Raw genomic sequence first — 18891 nt, forward strand, 5'->3', positions numbered from 1 at the left:
AAAGGCACTTACCGGCCTGGTTTTTACAAATTATGGTGCCGGCTTGTAGTGGAACATAATTTGGCACTTACCTTCTCCTGTACGGCTTTGGTCGCGTATTACGGCAAGGCGAAGTGAATTTTCTGTTACTTCAAGCACATGTACAGATACCCAGTTACTGCAGTCAGGGTAGTAATCACCACCGCGCAGCATCTCGGTACCGCCGTTAAAGATAAGCTTATCATTAGGCATATCAAATGTAAACGTACCTGTTTTTGTGGTTTGCGTATTATCTGCAACTGCGGTTTGTGTAACGCTTACATTGTAGTTTCCGTTAAGGTTAAACGTCATGCTTCCCCAGTCTTTGTTTACCATACACCAGCTTGCACTGGCGTAGTCAGGGAACCAGTTCCAGTTATCTCCGGTAGCGGCAGGGTAATCCAGGCCACACCAACCCATGGGGCTATCCATGTCCAGCACCCATTTTTTACCTGCGGTACCGTTTGTAAGGTAGTTCCACTTGGGGTCGTTAAAGTAATCTGCGTTGTTAGAGTTAATGGTAACGTTTACCGGCTCTGCCGCTACAGCGCCACCACGCGTGTAGGCTGTAAAGTATACTTTATATGTACCTGCAAACGGAAACGTAACCGTATTGGTTTGTTGGTTAGAGTGGCCCAGCTCATCGCCGTTTGAGTTTACATAACTCCAGTACGGAATAATATCATCCGTAAGGTTTGTCATGGTAACCTTGTTAGGGTTAGACGGATCCTGTGTTACAGCGATATCTATATCGGCCGCTTTTAGCGTTATAGCCGGAAGATTTTCCCTATTTTCCACAGGCTCACATGAGAATACCATTGTAAGTGCCGCAAGGGCCACAAACATTTTTAAAATATAGTGTTTCATGATCGTAATTATTTAATTTTCATTTTATTACCAACCGGGGTTTTGGGTGATACTACCATTAGAAATCAGCACTTGCGATTGTGGCAGCGCAAACCAGCCCTGAGTTTCGGGCCTGAAGGTTACGGCAAACTCACCGCCAAGGCTTGTAGCGTTAACAGCTGCTGCCGTTACATCCATACCCTGCCTTATCAGGTCGAACCAGCGGTCGCCTTCAAGGGCAAGCTCCAGCCTGCGCTCGTTTAAGATGTTAGCAAGGGTAGCCGGTACGCTGTGCGAGTTGTCTGTAACACCATAGGCACGGTTACGTACCCTGTCCAGGCAAGCCTGTGCAAATGATGCGTTGCTGTCCAGGTTAAGCTCTGCAGCCATAAGCAGCACATCAGAAAAACGCATAAGGTAAATGTCCTCCGTGTTATCTATCTGGAAATCTCCGCTGCCTTGTTCGCCTGTTACACGTGCGCCTTTTTTCCAGCCGTAACCGGTGTACTGGCGTTGTCCGTTAGCTTCGGCATCATAGCCCAGTGCTTCGCCGGCGTAGTCTATAATGGTAGCATCCCTGCGTGCATCTCCAGCGCCATAGGCATTGTAAAGAGATGCAGTAACGGTGCCGCCACCCCATCCTTGTCCGTAAATACCGTAGTTACCACCACGGGTAGAAATATTTACCTTAAAACGATTGCCATCGTGCAGGTTCCAGTTGGCGTTACCCGAACCGTTGTAGCGAATGGCAAATACAGCTTCTGTATTTCCTTCACCGGCGTAGGTAGCCGACTCTGAAGCTGATGAAGCCAGCCACAGGCTTGAGAAGTTGCTTACTAAGTTGTGGCCGCTGTTGTTTACCACATCGTTTATGTATGTAACAGCTTCTGATTTAGATACTACACCTGCAAGGTCTGCCTTATTGTAATAATCAGTGTAGAAAAGGAATGCTTTGGCAAGGAACGCTTCGGCAGCCCACTTGGTTACACGTCCGTAATTATCGTTACCCGGTGTAGAGTAATTTTGGTTACCCAAGTTATCGGCTGCGAACTTAAAGTCTTCGGCTATAAGCTTGTAGGTAACCTCTGCGCTGGCGCGTGGTGTTTCAAACTCGCTGCTGCTTAGGGTATGGTCTAGAGGTACTATGTCGCCAAATACCCTTGCCAGGCGGAAGTGATAAAACGCCCTAAGGAATTTTGCTTCAGCCTCATACTGTGTTTTAAGTGCCGTATCGGTACCCCAGTCTATGTTATCAAGGTTTTGCAGGAGTACATTTGCCCTGTAAATACCTATATAGTCGTTTTCCCAAATAGGGTTGTTCATTTCCTTATCTGAAATAAACTGAAAACGGTCGCGCTCCACGTCTACGTTACTGTCGGCAGTACCGAAACCTCCGTAGCAGTTATCAGACGCTATTTCGGTATTCATAAGCCAGCCGCCGTAACCTTCGCGCTGTAGGATATCGTATGCTGCTACCAGCCCCTTAAGCGCGTCTGAAGGTGTTTTGTAAAAGTTCTCCTCTACCTGCTGGGTATAGGGAGTTTTAGTTATAAAATCATCGCTACATGAGCCCAGCACCAGTAATGACGATATTCCGAATACTTTTATAATATTTTTCATTTCACGCATTTTTTAAAAATTAACACTTAAACCTAGCATATAGGTTCTTGGCTGAGGATAAAAACCTACGTCTATACCTTTTGCCCAAGACTGGTTAGCGTTACCAAATCCTACTTCAGGATCTAGGCCCGGATATTTAGTAAAGGTGAACAGGTTGTTAGCCGATGCATATATCCTGCACTGAGAGAATACGCTGTTTACAGCCTTAGAAAGTTTAGCAACATCGCAGCCCAGGGTTATGGTTTTAATCCTGTAGAAGCTACCGTTTTTAATGTACAGGTCGCTAAACTTAGTCCAGTTACCGTTAGCATCAGTACCATACGTTACACGTGGCATGGTGTTAGAGCTGCCTTCGGTTGTCCAGCGGTCAAACACGTCTGTAGTATAGTTGTAGTATGGCCTTGAATAATCACGTGTACCATAAGCAATTTGGTTACCGGCAACACCGTAGGTGTACACAGACAGGTCAAACGCTTTATAGTTTAACTGGAAGTTAATACCGTAATAATAGTCAGGGTTAGGATCTCCGATTTTTGTTTTATCGTCAGACGAAATTTTGCCATCGCCGTTAAGGTCTACGAATTTTACATCGCCCGGTTGTGCATTTGGCTGAATCAGGTTACCGTCTTTTGCATACGCATCAATTTCGGCCTGGTTCTGGAAAATACCATCGGTTTTAAGTCCGTAGAAGAAGCCTATAGGCTGGCCTTCCTGTACGCGGTTAATTTCGTCTATACCTTGGAACAGCAGGTTGCTTTCACCGTAAATAATTCCGTTTTGGGTAGCAACTTTAGTTACCTCGTTTTTGTTTTTAGAAATGTTAGCGTTTACCGTAACCCTCCAGTCTTCGCCCAGTTTAGCATTGTAGCTTACTGCGGCCTCAAAACCTTTGTTTGTTACGTTACCACCGTTAATGTATGGCGCCTGTGCACCAGAGTATTTAGGAATACTTGCCTGTACAAGCCAGTCTTTAGTAGTTTTGTTATAATAGTCGAATGTAAATGTAAAGTTATTAAATAGTGTAGCGTCTAAACCAAGGTCCAGCTGTTCTGATGTTTCCCATTTAAGGTCTGGGTTACTAAGGGCAAGCGGGCTGGCACCTACGTAGTTTGCCTTGCTGTCATCGGTACCAAACTGGTAATACATATCGGCAGAAGAAACGGTAGACATGTACGCAAACCTGCGTCCGAACTGGTCGTTACCGTTTTGTCCCCAGCTACCACGTATTTTTAGTGTTTTAAGTACTTTACTGTCTTTAGGGAAGAAAGACTCCTGGTCTACATTCCATCCGGCAGAGAATGAAGGGAATACCGCCCATTTGTTGTTAGCGCCAAATTCTGACGAACCATCGCGGCGTACTGTGGCGGTAAACAGGTATTTGTTTCCATAATCGTATAGTAACCTACCGAAGTATGAAGCTATGGCATAATCATAACGTCCGCCGGAAACACTATTTTGTTTAGGATCTGAAACGTTATCCAGGTACGCATGGGCAAAGTCATTAAACGTTAGGTCTTTACCAGTAGCACCAGAATATCTTGATACACGCTCGCGGGCAGATATACCTGCAAGCACATCAAAGTTGTGGTTACCAAAGCTTTTCTTGTACTGGGCAGTGTTTTCCCAAATGTAAGAGAAGTTGTTGTTAGCACTTTGTGTAACTGAATTTACCTGAGCATAACTTACAGATGAAAGGTTATAAGTAGGGGTAAAGGCACGGTAGTTATCTGTATAAAGGTCTACACCTAATGAGGTTTTTAGGGTAAGGCCACTAACAGGCATAACTTCGGCAAATACATTACCTACAAAACGGTTTGCCAGTGTTTCTCTAAAGTTAGTGTAGTACATTAAACCCAGTGGGTTAGTAATATCTGCACTAATGTCTGACGAGCCATAGGTACCGTCTGCATTGTATACAGCGTAGTTTGGCGGTGCATTAAGGAATCCTCTTACTGAGTTGTAGTAAATACCCTGGTCTGCAATACCCTTACTTTTTGTATTGGCATACGAGAAGTTTTCACCTACCCTAAAGCGGTCTTTAATTACATTAAACGTGGTATTTGTAGTAAAGGTAACACGGTCGTATTGTGATTGTCCGGTTTGGCTTCCTATAAGGCCGTCTTGTCCGTAGTAAGAAATACCAGAGCTGTACGTAGCCTTATCATTACCACCGGTTATAAGAAGCGAGTGATTTTGCTTCATAGCACCATCGTTAAACAGCTGATCCTGCCAGTTGGTGTTAGGCATTGCTGCAATCTGTGCAGGTGTATATAGCGGTGCGTAACCAGAGTTTACACGCGCTTCGTTCATTATGGTAGCATACTGGTTTGCGTTAAGCATATCCAACCTTTTATAGCTCTGCTGCCACCCGGTGTAGCTGTTAAATGCTACATTTATTTTTCCTTCGACACCTTTTTTAGTGGTTACAAGGATAACACCGTTTGCTGCACGTGCACCGTAAATAGCTGCGGCAGAGGCATCTTTAAGAACGTCTATCCTTTCAATGCTCGATGGATCCAGGTAGCCAATTCCGTTGTCTACCACCACACCATCTACTACATATAGCGGGTTAGCGTTACCCACAGTACCGGCACCACGTATGTTAACAACCATACCTGCTCCGGGCTGACCCGAAGACTGTGTAATGTTAACACCGCTGGTTTGCCCTTGTATGGCACTTGTAGCGTCTATAGAGTTTGTTTGTTGCAGGTCTTTACCGCTTACTACCGTTGTAGCCGCTGTACTTACCTTGCGTTTTTGTGTACCGTAACCTACTACTACCACCTCTTTAATTTCGGTAGCGGTTGATTTTAGTGATACTTTTAAAGAAGTTTGCCCGTTTACGGCTATCTCTTGCGATGCATAGCCTACGTAGCTAAAAACAAGCACAGCATTAGCTTGTGTGCTGATTACAAAATTACCGTCCATGTCGGCGCTTACACCGTTAGTGGTGCCTTTTTCCACAACGTTTACCCCGGGCAGGCTCATGCCGTCATCGGCAGAGGTAACCGTTCCTGAAACTTTAATTTGCTGCGCAAATACCGTATACGAGAACATCGTAAGGAAAAACGACAGGCAAAGTGTAAACGCCCGCGGCGGAATACAAAATTTACTGTTCATGATAAATGAGAGTTTGGTTATAGGTACTTGAGTTAAGGGTTTGGTGTCCTAATAAGCATTGGCAATAATCTGTTCAAACAGTTCCTGCTTTCCGCTTACAGGTGTAGGTTCTCCATTCTGACGGGCAATAGCGTTAAGGTTTTCTAAAGTGAGCTCTCCTTTTTCAAACTGTTTTCCGTTACCACCGTCAAATGACGCATAGCGCTCTGTGCGCAGTTTCGTATAATTTGTGTTTGTAAGTATGTGTTCTGCAGTGATAAGTCCGCGGGCAAATACGTCCATGCCGCTTATGTGGGCTATAAACTTATCTTCCACATCTATAGAGTTACGGCGTACTTTAGCATCAAAGTTAACGCCACCACCCTGTAGTCCTCCAGACTCAAGGAATACCAGCATGGCTTGTGTAATCTCATAAATATCTATAGGAAACTGGTCTGTATCCCAGCCGTTTTGGTAGTCGCCACGGTTAGCATCTATGCTGCCCAGCATTCCGGCATTAGCCGCCACCTGAAGCTCGTGCTCAAACGTATGGCTGGCAAGGGTAGCATGGTTTACCTCTATGTTTAGTTTAAAGTCGTCTTTTAGCCCGTACTGGTTAAGGAAGCCTACACAGGTGGCAGCATCAAAATCGTACTGGTGCTTCATGGGTTCCATTGGTTTTGGCTCAATGAAGAAAGTACCTTTAAAACCTTCCTTGCGTGCATAATCACGGCACATGGCAAGGAACATGGCCAGGTGCTCCTGCTCGCGCTTCATATCTGTGTTAAGCAGGCTCATGTAGCCTTCGCGGCCACCCCAAAATACGTACCCGTCGCCGTTTAGTGCTATAGTTGCATCTATGGCTATTTTGGCCTGAGCACCGGCATACGCCACCACATCAAAGTTAGGGTTAGTGCTTGCACCGTTCATATAGCGTGGGTTGCTAAACAGGTTGCTGGTACCCCAAAGTAGTTTTATACCGGTTTCTTTTTGTTTTTCCTTTGCGTATTCTACCATGGCCTGTATGCGGTCTTCAAATTCGGCAAGCGTAGGTGCTTCGTCTACCAGGTCTACATCGTGGAAACAGTAGTATGGTATGCCCAGTTTTTCCATAAACTCAAAACCGGCATCCATTTTATCTTTAGCGCGTGCCACGGCGTTATCTTTAGCATTCCATGCGTGGGTTTCGGTGCCCGGTCCAAACGGGTCGTTTCCGGTGTTGCACAGTGTATGCCAGTAAGCCATAGCGAACTTAAAATGTTCCTTTAACGTTTTTCCCGCCACAACGCGGTTTTCATCATACCATTTAAAAGCTAAGGGATTGGTGCTTTCGCGGCCTTCAAACTGTATTTTATCTACAGCTTTAAAGTAGGCTTGTTTTGTTGTACTCATAAGTGTGTTATAGGGAATTAATGTGGAGTTTCCACGTATTGTAAATTTCTGCGTACTGCGCTGCCAGGGCAGGAGTAGGGCTTATGGTTTCCAGGTGCTCCAGGTTTTTAAACGCATCGTTAAGGGTGGGGTAGTAGCCGAATCCGTAAGCGGCTCCGCGTGCGGCACCCTCTGCGCCACTGGTGTTGTATAATTGTAAGGTGGTTTGTGTTGTGTTTACAAATATCTCCCTGAATACAGGGCTAAGGAACAAATTAGCACGTCCGGCTTTTACTACAGTGCCACCGGCGTTTATGTTTTTCATGATATCAAAACCGTAATTCATGGCAAATACAATACCCTCGCAGGCGGCTCTTACCATTTCTGCCGATGTATGGATGTTAAAGTTGAGGTTTTGTATGCCGCTAAACGCAGGCTTATTCCCAAAAATCCTTTCCACCCCATTACCAAACGGGTAAAAACGAAGCCCTTTAGCACCCAGTTCGGCTTTGGCTGCTTCTGCATTAAGGTTCTCATACGATATAAGGCTGCCTGCTCCTGTGCTTAGTGTTTTCCTAAGCCATTGGTACAGTATGCCGCTGCCGTTTATACACAGCAGTACGCCGTTACTTTTATCTGAAGGCGTATTGTTTACGTGCAAAAAGGTATTAACCCTGTTTTCTGCATCGCAGGCATTGGCCTCGGTTACCGCATAAATCACCGCCGATGTACCCGCGGTAGTGGCTATTTCGCCCGGTTTTAATACACCCAGCGAAAGTGCGTTATTTGGCTGGTCGCCGGCGCGGTAATTTATTTGTACATTTTCATTAAGTCCCAACTCCAGTGCCACGTTATGTGCTATGGTTGCCTGGATACCGAACGTAGGTACTATTTCTGGTAGTACCGTGTGCGGTAATTCCATAGCATCAAGCACTTCGGTGGCCGGGCGGTTTTCGGCAAAGTTCCACAATGCAGCTTCAGACAAGCCCGATGCTGTGGTTTGCGCCACTCCCGAAAAACGGGCAGCTATAAAGTCGCCTGGCAGCATCATGTATTTTGCCTGCGCAAAAACTTCGGGTTCGTTGTCTTTAACCCACTTTAGTTTTGAGGCGGTAAAATTACCCGGGCTGCCCAAAATGCTTTCTTGGCAAATTATGGTTCCCATTTGCTGGTAAACCGCATCACCTGTTTCTGCGGCGCGGCTGTCGCACCAAATAATTGATGGACGTACCGGGTTAAGTTTGTCATCTGTAAGTACCAGCCCGTGCATTTGATAGGCTATGCCTATACCGGCTATTTTTTTAATGTTTATACCGTAATCTGATTTTAGAGTACTGATTCCCTGCTTAATGTAGTTCCACCAGCCTTCCGGGTTTTGTTCTGCCCAACCGAATTGCGGAGCCTCTATAGAAAGTTCAAAATCAGGTACGGTTATAGAACAGGCTATGGTACCTGTTTGTGCATTTAGCACAGATAGTTTAATTGATGAACTGCCTAAGTCGATTCCTAAAAAATACATTGCTAGTTTTTTTGTGCCTTTTTTAACGCCAGCCCGCATAAACACTAAGGAAGTAGCTGCTATAACGTTTTTTCTTATGGTTATTATGACCACAAGTATACAACAGATTTTTTATATCGACAAAATTTTTGCTTAAAAAAATTATTATTCTCACATATCAACAGATTTATTAACACATGATTAAAAAATTAGATTTTGTTAAGAGTTCGTGATTTTATTGTATATTCGTGTTTAATTATTCTGATTGAAGCAATGCTCAAAAAATTTATCGACAGGGAATCCGGAAAGATCGTAGAACGCACGGTAATGAATGCGATTACCATAGACTGTGTGGTATTCGGGTTTGATAACGGAAGCCTTGAGGTACTGCTGGTTCAGCACGGCGAGGGTATACGTAAGGGCGAATGGGGTTTACCCGGAGGATGGATTAAAGAAACCGAGGGTATAGATGCTGCTGCACACCGCCTTTTGGGCGACCTTACCGGCCTTGATGATGTGTACCTGGAGCAGCTTAAAGCATTTGGTGAGCCCAATCGTTTCCCGCTGGGGCGCGTTATAACCATAGGGTATTATGCCCTGGTAAAGCGTGAAGACTACAATGTAAAGGCAGGTTTTACGGCATCGGATGCTAAGTGGTACAAAATCAAAGATATACCTAAGCTGATATACGACCACAACGATATTTTAAACTACAGTTTACTTAACCTGCGTAACCGGGTAAAACAGGCGCCTATAGGGTTTAACCTGCTGCCAGAAAAGTTTACTCTCTTTGAGCTGATGCAGTTGTATGAAGAGATATTAGGTATAGAAATGGATAAGTCAAATTTCAGGCGTAAATTCCTGCGTATGAAGTTGTTGCTTCCGTTGGATGAAAAACAGGAAAACGTATCGCATCGCGCTGCGCAACTGTATCAGTTCGATGAAAAAATTTACGAAAAGCTGACCAAAAAAGGATTTAACTTTGAGTTTTAAGTCAGCTTGTGTAATACAAAAATAATATACAATAAAACTGGCCTTTAAGCAATTTTACAACGCTTAAAGGCCGGTTTTTTTTTGCAGAATAACGTGTTTTTTTATTCTTCCATAGTGTCGTCTGCCTCGGCAGCGTCAAAATTTATGGTGTTATATGCTGCTTCTGTAAGTAACATATCGGCCTGTTTTTCTTCTTCCAGGGTCATGTGCAGGATTTTAGCAGCTTCATCCATGCCTAGTGTTTTAGCAAAAGCACATAGCGTACCGTAAGTAGCTATCTCATAGTGTTCTATTTTTTGAGAAGCAGCAATGATACCTGCATCCCTTACCGGGCCCGGCTCTGTACTTTCCATAATGTCCTGACCTTCTTTAATCAGGCCGTCCATAGCTTCGCATTTTTTTGCCACCGCACGTTTTCCTATAATTTCAAAAACCTGCTCGAGCCTTGCAATATGCTCTTCGGTTTGTGCAGTATGGTCTTCAAGACCTTTAATAAGGTTTTCTGTAGTAGCGTTTTTAGTCATTTTAGGCAATGCTTTAGAAAGTGCTTTCTCTGCCCAATAAATGTCTTTCAGGCTGTCTACAAAAAGCTCCTCAAGTCCTTCGGCTGCGGTTGATTTTGCTTTTACCTGTCCTCTTGTAGTAGTAGCTTTGGTAGATGAGGCTTTAGATGTTGCAGCTGTTTTATTAGTTTTAGCCGCTGTTTTTGTACTGGCCTTTGCCGTACTTCTTGTTGATGTTTTTGTTGCAGTTTTCATAATGGTTTTTGTATTGAAGTTTTGTTTACTATTGAATAATCGTTTTAATCAATACTTAAAATTAACCTTTGTTTAATTGGTTGATTCATAACGATATATTAAAAACTGGATTGCCTAACAATAGTTTAACTACCCTTGCGCTACTTTACTTACATAACCCGTTTTTATTTACGCTTTGCTTAACATCCGGGCATAAAAAAACGCGGTGTTTTCTGTAAAGGAAAACACCGCGTGTATATTTAAAAGTGCTATAACTATCGAATAAGCGAGAAATGCGCTTTAAACTCCCTGTCCTGGCCAAGGATATTTTTATAAAGTACCGTAAACCAGTAATCGGTAGAAGGGAGATCATGCCCGTTTAGGGTACCATCCCATCCTCTTGAAGAAGGTTTAAGCGATGTAATGAGTTTGCCGTAGCGGTCATAAATATAGATTATGGCCTGTGGCTGGTTACGTAGCCCCGAAATTTGCCATGTATCGTTATTACCATCACCGTTAGGTGTAAAGAACTTCGGATAATCCAGTACAAAAACCTCTAATACTATTTCTCCACATCCGTTTTCGTCTTTTACCGTTACTGTGTGAAGCCCCTGCGTAACACCCGTAAATATTGGGCTGCTCTGGTAGCTTCCGCCATCAAGGCTGTAAAGGTAGCTTCCGCTTCCGCCCGTAGTGTATACCGTAACGGTTTGATACGTGTGGAAATCAAGGCCTGCTTCTGCGTAAGCAATGGCTTTAGACGATTCTTTTACAACAGTAGTAGCGGTATCTGTACATCCGGCACTATTTGTTACGGTAACAGAATAATTTCCGGGTTCTTTAATTTCTAAAAACGGAGTAGTATCTGCAAGTAACTGCCCGTCTTTTTCCCATGCAAATGTATTAGTTACTGCAGACAGGCCTGTGTTTATGGTAACACTACTGTACTGGCCTGTAATAAGGTCTTTACACAAATAATATTCTGTGGCGAGCCTTACATCGGGCAATCCTGATATGTTAAGCGTTGTAGTAGCCGATGCAGTACATACGGTTCCGGTGGTATATGTTATAACAACGCGGCCCGGTAGCAGTGTGGTTAAAAGTCCGTTTTGGTCTATGGTTGCAAGCCTTGTATTGCTTACGCTCCACGTACCTCCGGTAACGGTATTTGAATATTGAAGAGTTTCGCCAAGGCAAGCCGTAGTGTTACCTGTTATAGCGGCCGGGGTTGCAGGCAGCGCGGGCGCTGCATCTATAACAACAGTAGTAGCTGCTGAGGTACACAAGGCAGCATTTTGTGCTGTTACAGCATACGTTCCTGCCGCAAGATTTGTAAATGTTGCCGATGACTGGTAGTTTACACCATCTATACTGTACTGTAAACCAAATACAGGGTTTACGGTAATGCTTCCTGTCCTGGTAGTACAGTCGGGTTGCCTTACGCTAACCAGTGGTGCAGCCGGAGTTGCCGGAGCCGCATTTATAATAACGGTCTGCGCCGGGGAAATACATCCGGAAGCATTTTGTACCGTAACGTTGTAGGTACCACGAGTTAGGTTTGTAAAGGTATTAGTACCGGTATAGGTTCTACCGTCTATGCTGTAGGTAAGGCCTGTTACCGGTGTCACAGTAATACTCCCTGTAGCTGTAGTACAATTAGGTTGTGTTACTGTTAACAGTGGTAGCACCGGCGTTGCGGGAGCGGGCTGTATTACAGCCGGTGTTCCCGGAGAAACGCATCCTGCGGCATTGCGCACAGTTACTGTATAGCTATCGGGTGCAAGGTTAGTAAATACTGCTGAAGATACATAATTTACCCCGTTAATACTATAGGTTACTCCCGGCATTACAGTTACCGAAATACTACCCGTACTGCCATTGCAGCCAGGGTTAGTAACAGTTACTACAGGAGCAGCCGGAGCAGTAGGCAGGCCGTTTATAACTACAGTTCGTACTGGCGAAACGCACCCTGCGGCATTACGTACAGTAACGGGATAGCTGCCGGGAATCAGGCCTGAAAATACATTATTTGTAAAATAATTTACACCGTCAACACTATAGGTTACACCTGTAACAGGCGTTATAGTAATGGTTCCACTGCCTACATTACAGGTAGGTTGCTGTACCGAAGTTACCGGCTGTGCAGGTCCGTTTAGCGGATTTATGGTTACCGGTGTTGCCGCAGATACACATCCTGCAGCATTTTTTACGGTTACATTGTAGTTTCCTGAAACAAGGCCTGTAAATACGTTATTTGAAGTGTATGTTGTGCCATCTACACTGTAGGTTACGCCGGTTATTGGTGTTATGGTGATGGTACCTGTTGGCGCAGCACACGTAGGCTGTTGTGTGGCCGATGCCGAAGGAGCAGCAGGTACGGCAGGGGCAGCAGTAACGGTTGCCGAAGAAGCCGGAGATATACAGCCGGCACTATTCTTAACCGTTACACTGTATGTGTTGGCTCCAAGTCCCGTAAATACATTGTTACTTACATAATTTACTCCATCAATACTATACGTAGCGCCTGTAATAGCGGTTACCGTTATAGTACCTGTTGGTTGTGTACAGGTAGGGTTTTGTATGCTTACACCGGGTGCTGCCGGTGCGGCAGGCACAGCGTTTATAGTTGTATTTACTACGGGAGAAATACAGCCATCTGCATTTTTAACGCTTACCGTATAATTACCCGTAGTTAGCGCTGTAAACGTACTGTTAGTACCATAGTTTGTGCCATCTATACTGTAGGTTACACCGCTAACCGGTGTTATGGTAATGGTTCCGGTAGGGGTGGTACAGGTAGGCTGTTGTGTAGTAACTGTAGGCGTTGCCGGTGATGCAGGTGCTGCGTTTACCGTAGCAGATACGGCAGCGGAAGTACATCCGGCTGCATTTTTAATTGTTACCGGATAAACTCCGGGGCCTACTCCGGTAAATACGTTATTGGACACATAGTTGGTGTCGTCTATACTGTATGTAGCACCACTAACCGGGGTTATAGTAATGGTACCTGTAGGGGTGGTACAGGTTGGCTGTGTTACATTTACTACTGGTGTTGCAGGTGTAAGCGGAGCAGCGTTTACCGTAACGCGGGTAATTGGAGATGTACAACCTGCTGCACTTTTTGTAGTTATATCATACGATCCGGGGTTTACTCCCGTAAATATGTTACTTGTCTGGTAATTTGTGCCATCTTTGCTGTAAGTGTAGCCCGCAGTCGCAGTTACATTAATAAATCCTGTGGTAGTTATGCAATCAGGTTGTGTAACTGTAACATTAGGTGCGGTAGGCACCTCCGGAGCAGCATTAATGGTTACAATTGTGGCCGGGGATTCACAACCGGCTGCATTTTTTACGCTTACAGGATAAGTTCCCGCGGCTAATCCCGCAAAAATAGTTGCCGGTCCATAATTGGTACCGTCTATACTATACGTCATGCCGCTTACCGGGGTTATGTTTATTCCTCCCGAACGCACAGTACAGGTAGGCTGCTGCACGGTAACAGCCGGGGCTGCCGGAGCCGAAGCAACGGTATTTATTGTAACACTCTGAGGCGAAGATACACAACCAGCCGCATTTTTAATGGTTATAGAGTAGGTACCCGGTGCCAGGTTGTTAAATACATTGGAAGTCTGGTAGTTTGTGCCATCTTTACTGTATGTTGCACCTGTAACAGGTGTTACGGTAATGCTTCCCATCGCATTGGTACAGTCCGGTTGCTGTGGGGTTGCTGTTGGTGCCGCCGGGGCTGCATCTACGTTAAGCCTTGCTGCATAGCTATATACTATACATCCCGATGTTACCTGGCAATAATACTGGCTTCCGTTTAGTGCTACAGTAGGGCTTATTACAGTAAGTGTAGCTGTTGTGGCTCCAGAAAACCCAACACCATTAGTTACGTTAACCCATACACCCGCCGGGCTAAGTGTCTTCCACTGATACGTATAAGTACCGGCTGGTGTAACCTGTAATGCAAATACACCATTAGCACCAGAACAGGCTGTAGCGTCTGCAAGGGGTGCTACCGAAGGAGGGTTAAGCACCGAAGGGTTTGCCGTATGCCTGCCAAGGTCTGCACAACTCTCTGTGTTAGATGTTGCCCAGTCTGCGGCAGCATAGGTGGCCGCCGGGGCTATGGCATTAGCGTTTCTTATAATGGTATAACCAGTGTTGCCCGGTGTATTTACTACGTCTATAATACTGCCATTTTTACGCAGTTTTATGGCATCATTTTCATTAATACCAGACATACGGCTTGGCCCGAAAACTAGTGTAGACAAACAGGATGAGGCCTGTGTACCACAACGTACCAAATATGTACTGTAAGGGGCAATACTTCCGGTTAGCGGAATAATGTACCCTGTTGTAGGGTTAGGGTCGTTTATGTTACCATAACGCTCTAATACATACACACCATCTAGCACTACAGTAGTGGCGGTGGGATTGTATAGCTCTATGGCACCCGGATCTCCCAAGTCTTCGTCGTATATTTCAGAAATATAAATTTCGGTAGGTGGTTGCGGGCAGGTAGAAGTTAACAATGTAAAGTTTGTAAGTGCGCTACCTGTACAGGCTGCCGCATTAGTTACATTAACTGTATTACCTGCACCTGCGGGTACAATAGCGGTTATCTGTGTATCAGATACTACGGTATATGACGTAGCCGGAACACTGCCGAAGGTTACCGCTGTAGCACCTGTAAATCCGCTTCCGGTTAGGGTAACACGGGTGTTTTGCGGGCCACTTGCGGGCAAAAATCCTGCAATTACCGGCGCTGCACACGTAGGGGTTACACGTCCGTTAAGGGTAAAATCATCTAACCTTATGTTTCCATTACCCGATGCGCCCGATAGCGAAAGTACTACCGTAAGTGTACCGGTTATACCTGATAATACAGGCGTAACATTAATATTGTTGGTATTGGCACCGGTTGTAGGTACGCTGCCGCTGCCCACGTTAGTACCGTTTATGGTCATAGCCCAGTTTTGAGGCCCCGAGTTACTACGCTGGCGCCAAAAGCTGTATGAGGATATTTCAACCTGATAACCCGATGCTATGGTTACCCGTAGTGTTATTGTTTCATTATTCGCACTGGTAAGTGTAATTGCGGTACCCGTGCTCCCGTTATTACTGCTCCATGTTCCGTTACTATTGCTCCATGAAGAACCCGACAGGTTTGCCGCAAGGACAGGCGGCGCCACAGTATAAGGATGCGTACTTATGGCAGTGGTACCAAAGTCGTGCTGATAAATCTGAGCACTGGCCAGATTAGAGAAAAAAAATGCTACCATACATACCCAGGTAAAGTAGCGGAAGTACTTATTTAACATATATGCAGTTATTCGATATATTTTTAACAAAACTATAGTAATTAGATTTATAATGGTAATATTTTTTAAATATTAACCTTTTAATCATTTTACGTTAAGTAACACACCCTGGTTTTAAAGTATTATACTAAAAAATGGCAAAACAAATTAAAGGGTATCAAATATACAAAACTGTTTTACAATGCATTATACTATTGGCTTTAACTTTATTTTTGTAAGTAGGTGTTTTTTGTTATTGGGTAGTACTTTGATGCATGTGAATATGAACTAATTAATGTAGTCTATTTTGTCAGTATTTGAGTATGAAAAATAGTGACAGAGAATACAGATGCACGTAAGGACATACCAAATTGTAGACAGTACAACAATAAATAACGCTTTAAATGCACTTTTCGAAAACAAAATATTGGAGCATCACCACACTCTAAAAGTATTTTATGTTTGGAAATAGTGGCAGAAATTTAATAGATTTGGCTGCGTGTTGTGCCGTAATCAGGGCTACACCACAATCAAAAAAAGGTTTTTTAAAAAGTTAGATTAAGGATGAATAGGAAAATAATTAGCTATCAGGTAGTTGAAAGTGCTTCACTACGTTTTTTACAGGTAGATGTAAAAGATTTGATAGCCGATGGCTGGCAACCTGTAGGCGGGCTTGTGGTGTCTAATGCCGAAAGTTCTGCTATTTATTGCCAGGCTATGGTACAATACGAATAGAAAAAACGGGACAGTATGCATTATGTGTCCCGTTTTTTTTATGATTTTTTATCCTATCATTTTCTTGTACGTACAGCGTCTTTTGTGTATAACCGAATCAAAGTTTTTAAACAGGTTGTGTACGGCATTGTTTTCATCGAGCTCCGGTGTGCGTATGCAGCGTTTTACACCAAGTTTAGAAATCGCCTTATAATTTTCTGAAAACAACACAGCATGGATTCCCTTGTTTTGATATTCGGGCAAAATGCCGATAAGGTAAAAAGCTACTGCGTCCATTTTGCTTTTCGCCTTAAGCAAATGGTACCACCCGAATGGCCATAACGATCCGTTTGCTTTTTGCAATGCAGGGGCAAAGTCGGGCATCATTATGCTAAATGCTACCATTTTACCTTCTTCGTTTACCACAAATTTTATAAGCCCCGGGTTTATAAGCCCTATGTATTTGTTTTTAAAATACTGCTTTTGGCGTTCGGTTACCGCTACAAACGATGCCAGTTTGGCATAAGCAGCGTTAAAAACGTCAAACATTTCGTCTACATACGGCATTATGTCTTTAGAAGATGTAAAACTCAATGCCTTTACGCCATAGCGTTTCTGTACCATTTCGCTGCCGCGTTGCAGGGTAGGGCCGTGTATATTTTCTATAGGGAAATATCCCTCTATGTATTCTTTTTCTTTGGTATAGCCCAGTTGCAGCAGGTGGTCTATATAGTACGGGTGATTGTACCAACTTATTGCGGTGCTAAGTTCATGGTAGCCCTTAGTAAGAAATCCCACTTTGTCCAGGTTACTAAATCCCATGGGGCCTTCTATATGTTCCAGTTTATTTTCGCGACCTATTTCGGTCACTTTTTCAAGCAGCGCCTTGGTTACCTCTACGTCATCAATCATATCCAGCCACCCGAAGCGCATTTTGCTTTTGCCTTGCTCTTTTACTTCCTGCCAGTTTATTATGGCAGCAACTTTACCCACCGGTACATCACCTTTGTAGGCCATAAAAAAACGCGCTTCAGCCGTTTCAAACGCCGGGTTTTTTTCTTTGTCAAAGGTTTCTAGCTCGTCGTTTATAAGCGGTGGCACCCAGTAAGGGTTGTTTTTATATATACTAAACGAAAATTTTATAAACGCTCTAAGTTCGTTTTTCGTTGTAACTTCTTCAATTGTAATCATTTCTTAATTTTCTCCTGCGGGTGGTGCCGCCGGTGTTTCTGTAGGGAATTCGGTTTCCTGTAGCGCTTTACGGCGCTTGTCCCGGTCTTTTTTACGTTTGTCTTTTTCTTTTTTCTCTTTCTCTTTCTGTTTGTTCATCTCATCTTCGCGGTCGCCTTTGCCTGGCAGCAATACATCTTTGTAGTCTGCCGTAAAACGCCATGAAACACCCACGCCACCGTATGCTATATATGGTGTGTTTTTTACATTGGTAGAAATAGAGGCGTCAAACTGAAGGTTTTCCCAAGCCAGGTAGGCGGCACCGGCACGCATAATTCCATCGGCATAATAGTCGCTTTTTATGGCCTGGAATTCTAAAAAGCCTGACCAGTGCGGATTAAAACCACGTGTTATGGTGGTTATCCATACTTTGCTGGGGTATTTAGTACCCACTTTGTCAAACAATATGTTGTTTACCCACACCCATGCGCCAAAATGGTGCTGTAAGGCTATCATGGGCTTAAAGCTTACCTTATCTTCCGGGAAACTAAAGGTGTTGTTTGGTAAAAGGTTTACCCCGCCGTACACCGCTACTGCGGGGATAAGCTTACGCCATTTAAATTTTCGGTTTGCCCACCAGCTTTTTAAGTTAGGCTTTGGAGTATAATATTTATCAGGGTCGTATACCAGGTATTTTGCACCAAGGGTTAAACGAGTAAAATCGTTCCGGTAGTAGTTGTATATCATGTCCTGGTAGTTGTCTACCCTGTACTGCATATCGGCTATAAACTCCAGGTCTTCGGTAAAGGCACCGTAGCGCAGTTGCAGGTCGGCCGTTCCGCCTTTGGCTTCGTTTCGCAGTACGTCATGTTTTTCATACAACCCGTTTAAGCCGGCTTCGGCCTGTATTATTGTTTTTCCTACCGCAAATGCCGATTGCGACTGCCCTGGTCTGTTAGAGTTAATTTCTTCGGTATACTGTGCGTGCATGGAAGCGCAGAATGCCAAAAAGGCAGCATTATATATAAAGTTTTTAAAACTCATGGTTTTGGCCTGTTTATTGTTAAATTCAGACTTACGTTTATCAAAAGTATAACTTTATTATTATTTTAAGAAGCGTGTTTCATTTTTCACGCGTCCAAATCGTACATTTACAAAAATTTTAGCATAATGGAAACAGCATCGTTTACCGGATTAGTTAAGGCACTTTTTACAATTATCCTTATATACTACGCAGCAAAGTTTTTTATGAAACTGTTTTTACCTGTTATGGCACAGCAGGTTGTAAGAAAAGCGCAGGAGAATATGGAAAACCAGCGCCGCTTTTATGAAGACCAGCAAAATACAAGGCAACAGGATAATTACAGCAATAATGCTAACGGGCAAAAATCTAAAGATAAACCTGTTGTAGGAGAATACATAGACTATGAAGAAATAGACTAAACACAGCATAACCAAACCCTTTCGTACACCGTTAGGGTTTTTTCTTTTAAAAAAGGCACTGCCGCATGGTATTAAT

The 18891-nt window shown here is 44.0% G+C and carries 12 protein-coding genes; 3 read left to right on the forward strand and 9 right to left on the reverse strand.

What is annotated here, in order from left to right:
* Positions 1–30 precede the first annotated feature (30 nt).
* Genes ACLI08_RS06785 through ACLI08_RS06805 form a run of 5 tightly spaced genes read right to left on the reverse strand, consistent with a single transcriptional unit; the run spans position 31 to position 8473 of the window.
* Positions 31–885 carry a hypothetical protein gene (locus ACLI08_RS06785; protein ID WP_411427708.1) on the reverse strand — a complete coding sequence of 285 codons (855 nt, stop codon included), beginning with the start codon at positions 883–885 and terminating at the stop codon, positions 31–33.
* Positions 886–912: 27 nt separating this feature from the next.
* Positions 913–2484 carry a RagB/SusD family nutrient uptake outer membrane protein gene (locus ACLI08_RS06790; protein WP_411427709.1) on the reverse strand — a complete coding sequence of 524 codons (1572 nt, stop codon included), beginning with the start codon at positions 2482–2484 and terminating at the stop codon, positions 913–915.
* A gap of 12 nt (positions 2485–2496) precedes the next feature.
* Complete coding sequence (locus ACLI08_RS06795) at positions 2497–5604, reverse strand: SusC/RagA family TonB-linked outer membrane protein (RefSeq protein WP_411427710.1); 3108 nt, start codon at positions 5602–5604, stop codon at positions 2497–2499.
* 48 nt (positions 5605–5652) lie between these two features.
* Positions 5653–6975: a xylose isomerase gene (xylA, locus tag ACLI08_RS06800; protein ID WP_411427711.1), complete on the reverse strand. Its 1323-nt coding sequence runs from the start codon at positions 6973–6975 to the stop codon at positions 5653–5655.
* Between the two features lie 7 nt (positions 6976–6982).
* Positions 6983–8473 (reverse strand): xylulokinase, encoded by a 1491-nt coding sequence (locus ACLI08_RS06805; RefSeq protein WP_411427712.1) that lies wholly within the window; start codon positions 8471–8473, stop codon positions 6983–6985.
* 252 nt (positions 8474–8725) lie between these two features.
* Here ACLI08_RS06805 and ACLI08_RS06810 point away from each other — a divergent pair, with 252 nt between their 5' ends.
* Complete coding sequence (locus tag ACLI08_RS06810) at positions 8726–9445, forward strand: NUDIX hydrolase (RefSeq protein ID WP_411427713.1); 720 nt, start codon at positions 8726–8728, stop codon at positions 9443–9445.
* 101 nt (positions 9446–9546) lie between these two features.
* On the opposite strand, the gene ACLI08_RS06815 is transcribed toward ACLI08_RS06810, so the two are convergent.
* Both ACLI08_RS06815 and ACLI08_RS06820 read right to left on the reverse strand, forming a co-directional pair.
* Positions 9547–10203, reverse strand: coding sequence for a ferritin-like domain-containing protein (locus ACLI08_RS06815; RefSeq protein WP_411427714.1), 657 nt, complete (start codon positions 10201–10203; stop codon positions 9547–9549).
* A gap of 254 nt (positions 10204–10457) precedes the next feature.
* Positions 10458–15509: a T9SS type B sorting domain-containing protein gene (locus ACLI08_RS06820; protein ID WP_411427715.1), complete on the reverse strand. Its 5052-nt coding sequence runs from the start codon at positions 15507–15509 to the stop codon at positions 10458–10460.
* Between the two features lie 543 nt (positions 15510–16052).
* Here ACLI08_RS06820 and ACLI08_RS06825 point away from each other — a divergent pair.
* On the forward strand, positions 16053–16223 hold the full coding sequence (locus ACLI08_RS06825; protein ID WP_411427716.1) for a hypothetical protein: 171 nt from the start codon (positions 16053–16055) through the stop codon (positions 16221–16223).
* Positions 16224–16271: 48 nt separating this feature from the next.
* Here ACLI08_RS06825 and ACLI08_RS06830 read toward each other — a convergent pair whose 3' ends face one another.
* Both ACLI08_RS06830 and ACLI08_RS06835 read right to left on the reverse strand, forming a co-directional pair.
* Positions 16272–17393, reverse strand: a complete 1122-nt coding sequence (locus ACLI08_RS06830) for a GTP cyclohydrolase (protein WP_411427717.1) — start codon at positions 17391–17393, stop codon at positions 16272–16274.
* A gap of 3 nt (positions 17394–17396) precedes the next feature.
* Positions 17397–18416 (reverse strand): transporter, encoded by a 1020-nt coding sequence (locus tag ACLI08_RS06835; RefSeq protein ID WP_411427718.1) that lies wholly within the window; start codon positions 18414–18416, stop codon positions 17397–17399.
* Positions 18417–18542: 126 nt separating this feature from the next.
* Between ACLI08_RS06835 and ACLI08_RS06840 the strand changes: the two genes are divergently transcribed.
* Positions 18543–18815 (forward strand): DUF4834 domain-containing protein, encoded by a 273-nt coding sequence (locus tag ACLI08_RS06840; RefSeq protein ID WP_411427719.1) that lies wholly within the window; start codon positions 18543–18545, stop codon positions 18813–18815.
* Positions 18816–18891: the final 76 nt, after the last annotated feature.

The sequence above is a fragment of the Flavobacterium sp. RNTU_13 genome (assembly GCF_046614455.1).
In the GTDB taxonomy this organism is placed as follows: domain Bacteria; phylum Bacteroidota; class Bacteroidia; order Flavobacteriales; family Flavobacteriaceae; genus Flavobacterium.